Below are 5,947 nucleotides of genomic sequence, written 5' to 3' on the forward strand. Positions count from 1 at the left end.
AAACAACAGTTGACAGTATGTCTTTTCCTCTCTAAACTATAAAAGAGTAGAATGTTTGGAGGTGAAGAAGTGGATAAAACAATATTTCAATCCGTAAGATTTTTAACAGGAGTCGGACCTAAAAGAATGGAACCATTACATGACTTAGGAATTGACACCATCTATGACTTATTAACACATTTTCCATTTCGATACGAGGACCTTCAAGTAAGAGATGTTTCAACCATTATGGATCAAGAAAAAGTGACATTGGCAGGAATTATTGTAACAGAACCAGTCGTTCATTATTATGGATTTAAGAAAAACCGAATTTCCTGTCGAATGGCGATTGGAGAACAAGTCATCCAAGTCTCCTTTTTTAATCAACCCTATTTGAAAAATAAGTTAATCCAACATCAAGAATGTATTATTTTTGGAAAATGGGATGCCAAACGCTCCACTTTAATGGGGATGAAAATTATTTCAACTAAAGAAGATATAGAGGAAACGTCCAATTTTGAAGCGGTATACCGAACAAATAAATCCATTCGACAAAGTACATTATTGAAATTGATTCAAACAGCTTTACCACTGTATAAAGAAAATATTCCGAATCCACTACCAGCTTCCATTCAGAAAAAAAGACAATTACTATCGCATCCAGAAGCTGTGGAAGGAATGCATTTTCCAAAAGATGAACCTCATTCAAAACAATCTAGACAGCAATTAGTATATCAAGAATTATTTTGTTACCAGTTAAAATTACAAAGTTTAAAAAAGAAAAGGCATCATTCAAAACAAGGACAAAGTATTTTATATGAAAATACCGCATTAAAGGCGTTTATTCAAACATTACCGTTTACATTAACAGAAGGACAAAAGAAAGTAGTCAATGAAATTTGCTATGATTTAAGAGCTCCGTATGAAATGAGTCGATTATTACAAGGAGACGTTGGAAGTGGGAAAACGGTTGTTGCTACAATTGCAATGGTAGCAACTGCTTTAACAGGAAAACAAGCATGTTTAATGGTTCCGACAGAATTATTAGCAGATCAACATTACGAAACCATTTGTGCTTTAACGAAAGAAACAGAACTCAAAGTTGGAAAACTTACCGGAACTACAACTTTAAAAGAAAGACGTCAGTTATTAGAACAATTACAACAGGGAGAACTCCAACTCTTAGTGGGGACCCATGCTTTATTCCAGGAAGATGTCATTTATCACGATTTAGCGTTTATTGTCATTGATGAACAGCATCGTTTTGGAGTGAAGCAAAGATCACAATTAGCTCAAAAAGGAATAGGAGTAAATGTGTTGCAAATGACAGCAACTCCAATTCCAAGAACATTAGCCATTACGACTTTTGGTGAAATGGATACATCCATCTTAAATGAAGCTCCTAAAGGAAGACAGCCGATTCAAACTTTTTGGGTTAAAGAACAAGAGTTAGAAAAAGTATATGATTATATCGAAAAACAAGTCCAATCAGGAAGACAAGCTTATGTCATCTCTCCTTTAATTGAAGAAAGTGAAAATTTAGATGTTCAAAATGCGACTGAAATTTATGAAATGATTTCTAAACGATTTGAAAATCGTTTGTCGGTAGGATTATTGCATGGACGGTTAAAAAGTGATGAAAAAGAAAGTGTCATGACTGCTTTCCAAAAGAATGATGTGCAAGTACTAGTTTCTACAACTGTTATTGAAGTAGGTGTAGACGTACCCAATGCTACTGTTATAGTCATATTAGATGCGGATCGATTTGGATTAGCTCAATTACATCAGTTAAGAGGACGAGTAGGACGTGGTGAACATGCCTCTACGTGTATTTTGATTGCATCTCCTAAAACAGAGCAAGGAAAACAACGAATGCAAATTATGTGTGAGTCAACAGACGGATTTTACCTGAGTCAGAAAGACTTAGAATTACGTGGGTCAGGTGACGTTTTTGGGTTACGACAATCAGGAATCCCAGAGTTTAAAGTGGCTGACATTGTACAAGATTATGATATACTAGAACAAGCAAGAGAAGATGCTATTACATTTGTCATCGAGGAAGAGGACAGTGTAGATTATAAAGAAATACAAGAATTTATCGAACAAACAAGTCGTGAAACGGAGGAAATTGTAAATGGTTAGAATTGCCATTGATGCGATGGGTGGAGACAACGCTCCTAAAGAAATTGTAGCAGGTGCTATTCAAGCAGCAAAAGAATATCCAGAAAATGAATTTCAATTATATGGGAATCAAGAAAGTATCCAAGCGGTGATGACAGAAACATTGCCGAATATTAGAATCATCCATTGTAGTGAAAAAGTAACGAGTGAAGATGAACCCGTAAAGGCAGTTCGTCGAAAAAAAGATGCTTCCATGGTAGTTGCAGCTCAAGCTGTGAAAGACGGTGAAGCAGATGCTCTATTTTCAGCAGGAAATACTGGTGGATTATTGGCAAGTGGTTTATTAATTGTTGGTCGTATTAAAGGGATTGACCGCCCAGGATTAATGCCAGTATTACCCGTTGTTGGAAAGGAAAATCGTCAATTTATTTTAATGGATGTGGGAGCAAATGCTCAATGTAAAGTACAAAATTTAGAACAATTTTCAGTCTTAGGTTCTTACTATGCAAAATATGTATTAAATATTGATAATCCAACAGTTGGTTTATTAAATAATGGGACTGAAGAAGGTAAAGGGAATGATTTAGTAAAAAGTGTGTATCCACTTCTTCAAGAAAATTCATCGATTAATTTTGTCGGAAATGTTGAAGCAAGAGAAATTTTAAGTGGAATTGCAGATGTTGTTGTAACAGATGGTTTTACAGGAAATGCAGTTTTAAAAACGATTGAAGGTACAGCTTTAACAATGATGAGTTTATTAAAGGAGAATATTTTAAGTCAGGGTATTAAGGGGAAACTGGGTGCTTTATTATTAAAGGACACTTTCCGTTTATTGAAAAATACTTTGGATTATTCTCAATTTGGTGGGGCTGTTTTATTTGGATTGAAGGCTCCTGTGGTGAAGGCGCATGGTTCTTCTAGTGCAAGTAGTGTTTATTTTGCGATGAAGCAAATTGATACGATTGTTCGAAGTGGTGTAGTGAAAGATTTGGTTGACTATTTTGAGGAGAAGTAGAAATAGACTTTGCTTTATAGTAGCTAAGGACGGCAGCAAACAGCTTTGCTGTTTCATGCCTAAAAATTGAGCCTTGGTCTCAATTTTTCGTGTGATATAAAAAAGTGACGTGCTGTTGTTGCAGACGTCACTTTTTTCGTTGATTATTTAAAAAATGTTGGGAATGTTAGTAGAATTGAAATAATCCATAACAATGCAAAAGTCCATAAACAAAAATGAATGATAGACTGATACGATTTTTTCTTTTGTGGGACATAGCCTTTTTTCTTTGAACGAAAACTATACAGAAAAAAGTCAAAATTTCCAGATTGAATGACTAATAAAGTTAAGCCAATAATTAAAAAAGGAAAACTTAGTAGTGTTAAAGTATTTCCAATATAAACAAAATCTAACATAGATTGATTTGTTAAGCTCGCATAAAGTAGAACGAGAATGGTAAGGATAAACGTAGTGCCTATTGAATAGAATAAGAGACGTTTCTTCAATTGGATACCTCCTCTTATTCTTTTGATGCATCTTCATCTTCAGTTTCATCTTCTACTTCCATCATTGGATAGTTTTTTTTAATGATATCCACTGTTTCATTAATGAATTTTCTCATGGCAAGATAAGATTTTAACATTCGAAGCGCATTTGAAATACTAAATGTAGCAAAAACACAACAAAAAATTGTTGAAAATTCCCAGCCACGAATAGGAAGTAGTATTACTGCTAAAAAAATAAAGAAACTAGTAATCAAAATTTCTAAAATAAAATGTACAATAAACTCTCTTGTACTCATCATAATAAAACCTCCCTAATAGTATTCCTTAAAAAAATCTTACAAGATTATAAGGAATTTTTCAAGTGATTTTTCTTGATTTTTTTTGACCAAATGAGTACTATAGTAATGTAGTTAGCACTTGAGTCGAAAGAGTGCTAAAAAATCAAGGAGGAATGAATATGTTAAAACCTTTAAAAGATCGTGTCGTTATTCAAATGGTAGAGCAAGAAGAAAAAACAGCGGGAGGATTATTTTTACCAACTGCAGCACAAGAAAAATTACAATTTGCTACAGTATTAGCGGTGAGTGAATTTACAGAAGAAAAAGATCGTCAAGTTCAAGTAGGAGACCGTGTAGTATTTGAAAAGTATACAGGAACTGAAGTTAAATTAGATGGTCAAGAATATATTATTGTAAAAGAACAAGATATTATTGCAATTGTACAATAAGAAAGTGAGGAACTGAAAAATGGTAAAAGATATTAAATTTTCGGAAGATGCAAGAGCATCGATGCTACGTGGAGTAGATATTTTAGCAAATACAGTAAAAGTAACTTTAGGACCTAAAGGTCGTAATGTTGTATTAGAAAAAGCATTTGGTTCACCATTAATTACAAATGATGGGGTAACCATTGCAAAAGAAATTGAATTAGAAGATCATTTTGAAAATATGGGAGCTAAATTAGTTGCAGAAGTAGCTTCTAAAACAAATGATATTGCCGGAGATGGAACAACAACTGCAACAGTTTTAACGCAAGCAATTGTTCGTGAAGGATTAAAAAATGTTACTGCAGGTGCAAATCCAGTAGGCATTCGTCGTGGGATTGAATTAGCGACACGTGCTGCTGTAGAAGAATTACACAAAATTTCTCGCCCGGTAGAATCAAAAGAAGCGATTGCTCAAGTAGCAGCGATTTCTTCTGGTTCTCAAGAAGTCGGTAGTTTAATTGCAGAAGCAATGGAAAAAGTAGGTAATGATGGCGTCATTACAATTGAAGAATCAAAAGGAATTGAAACAGAACTAGATGTTGTAGAAGGAATGCAATTTGATCGTGGCTACTTATCTCAATATATGGTAACAGATAATGATAAAATGGTTGCGCATTTAGATAATCCATTTATTTTAATTACAGATAAAAAAGTTTCTAATATTCAAGAAATTATTCCATTATTAGAACAAATCGTTCAACAAGGTCGTGCATTATTAATTATTGCAGATGATGTAGATGGAGAAGCATTACCAACATTAGTGTTAAATAAATTACGTGGAACATTTAATGTAGTAGCGGTTAAAGCTCCAGGATTTGGTGACCGTCGTAAAGCAATGTTAGAAGATATTGCTGTATTAACAGGTGCTCAAGTCATTACAGAAGATTTAGGCTTAGAATTAAAAGATGCTACTTTAGCACAATTAGGTACAGCTGGAAAAGTAGTTGTTTCTAAAGATAATACAACAATTGTTGAAGGAGCAGGTTCAAAAGAATTAATTTCTAATCGTGTAGCTTTAATTCGTTCTCAAGCACAAGATACAACAAGTGATTTTGATCGTGAAAAATTACAAGAGCGTTTAGCAAAATTATCAGGTGGAGTAGCTGTTATTAAAGTAGGTGCTGCAACTGAAACAGAATTAAAAGAGAAAAAATTACGTATTGAAGATGCTTTAAATGCAACACGTGCTGCTGTTGAAGAAGGAATCGTTTCTGGTGGTGGAACTGCACTAGTGAATGTTCAAAAAACAGTAGATGCTTTAGAATTAGAAGGGGACGAAGCAACAGGTGCGAAAATTGTTTCTCGTTCATTAGAAGAACCACTTCGACAAATTGCAACAAATGCTGGATTAGAAGGTTCTGTAATTGTGGCTCATTTGAAAGCTCAAGAGTTAGGAATTGGATATAATGCAGCAAGTGATGAATGGGTAAATATGATTGAAGCAGGGATTGTAGACCCTACTAAAGTAACTCGTTCAGCTTTACAAAATGCAGCTTCTGTATCTGCTTTATTATTAACAACAGAAGCAGTTGTGGCTGATAAACCAATTCCAGCTGCACCAGCAATGCCTGGAATGGATCC

5 protein-coding genes are annotated in these 5,947 nt (G+C 34.2%); 4 read left to right on the forward strand and 1 reads right to left on the reverse strand.

What is annotated here, in order from left to right:
• The first annotated feature begins 69 nt into the window (after window positions 1-69).
• On the forward strand, window positions 70-2,121 hold the full coding sequence (gene recG / locus RYL55_RS08230; RefSeq protein WP_315008579.1) for an ATP-dependent DNA helicase RecG: 2,052 nt from the start codon (window positions 70-72) through the stop codon (window positions 2,119-2,121).
• Window positions 2,114-3,115, forward strand: a complete 1,002-nt coding sequence (gene plsX / locus RYL55_RS08235) for a phosphate acyltransferase PlsX (RefSeq protein WP_315008581.1) — start codon at window positions 2,114-2,116, stop codon at window positions 3,113-3,115. Before recG ends, plsX begins: the two co-directional genes overlap by 8 nt.
• Window positions 3,116-3,614: 499 nt before the next feature.
• Here the strand turns inward: plsX and RYL55_RS08240 are convergent, their stop codons facing one another.
• Window positions 3,615-3,899, reverse strand: coding sequence for a hypothetical protein (locus RYL55_RS08240; RefSeq protein ID WP_315008583.1), 285 nt, complete (start codon window positions 3,897-3,899; stop codon window positions 3,615-3,617).
• A 158-nt stretch (window positions 3,900-4,057) separates the two neighbouring features.
• Between RYL55_RS08240 and groES the strand changes: the two genes are divergently transcribed.
• Together groES and groL are read left to right on the forward strand one after the other, a co-directional pair.
• Window positions 4,058-4,327: a co-chaperone GroES gene (gene groES, locus RYL55_RS08245; RefSeq protein WP_006703485.1), complete on the forward strand. Its 270-nt coding sequence runs from the start codon at window positions 4,058-4,060 to the stop codon at window positions 4,325-4,327.
• Window positions 4,328-4,346: 19 nt separating this feature from the next.
• A partial coding sequence (groL, locus tag RYL55_RS08250; protein WP_315008585.1) for a chaperonin GroEL occupies window positions 4,347-5,947 on the forward strand: 1,601 nt, incomplete at its 3' end.

Source organism: uncultured Granulicatella sp. (assembly GCF_963515615.1).
In the GTDB taxonomy this organism is placed as follows: domain Bacteria; phylum Bacillota; class Bacilli; order Lactobacillales; family Aerococcaceae; genus Granulicatella.

What these genes read in the sequence shown, in the direction of transcription:
- plsX (WP_315008581.1), top strand. Translation starts at nt 2,114, where the DNA reads ATGGTTAGAATTGCCATTGATGCGATGGGTGGAGACAACGCTCCTAAA.
- RYL55_RS08240 (WP_315008583.1), bottom strand. Translation starts at nt 3,899, where the DNA reads ATGATGAGTACAAGAGAGTTTATTGTACATTTTATTTTAGAAATTTTG.
- groES (WP_006703485.1), top strand. Translation starts at nt 4,058, where the DNA reads ATGTTAAAACCTTTAAAAGATCGTGTCGTTATTCAAATGGTAGAGCAA.